The organism is Bradyrhizobium sp. LeoB3 (genome assembly GCF_055456055.1).
This window is the reverse complement of sequence record NZ_JBVBEF010000412.1, coordinates 1-341: the sequence shown is the minus strand read 5'-3', so window position 1 is coordinate 341 and position 341 is coordinate 1. Positions and strand designations below refer to the sequence as shown.

General features: G+C 64.2%; 1 protein-coding gene. It reads right to left on the bottom strand.

The annotated features are described in order from the left end of the window. A partial coding sequence (locus tag ACZXDY_RS46550; RefSeq protein WP_464350111.1) for a transposase occupies positions 1–341 on the bottom strand: 341 nt, incomplete at both ends.

The following is a 341-nucleotide window of genomic DNA, read 5'->3' as shown; positions in this document are numbered from 1 at the left end:
AGCGGCGGATGAACTCGAAGGTCTCGAGTGTCATCTGCTTGTATCGATCGCGGCCCGCGACGCGGTAGTCCTTCCACTTGAAGGTGACGTCCTGCTGGTCGCAGGCGATCAAGCGACTGTTGGCGATGGCGACGCGGTGGGTATAGCGCGACAGATAAGCCAGCACTGCCTCTGGCCCACCGAACGGCCGCTTGGCGTAGACAACCCATTCGGCCTTGCGCAGCGGTGCGAGATAAGCCGCGAAGGATTGCGCCTCGGCGAGATGGGCGTGATCGCCGAAGAAGCTCAGGCGGCCGGCCTGGTGGGCCGCGACGAGCTTCTCCTGGAACACTCGCCGGAAC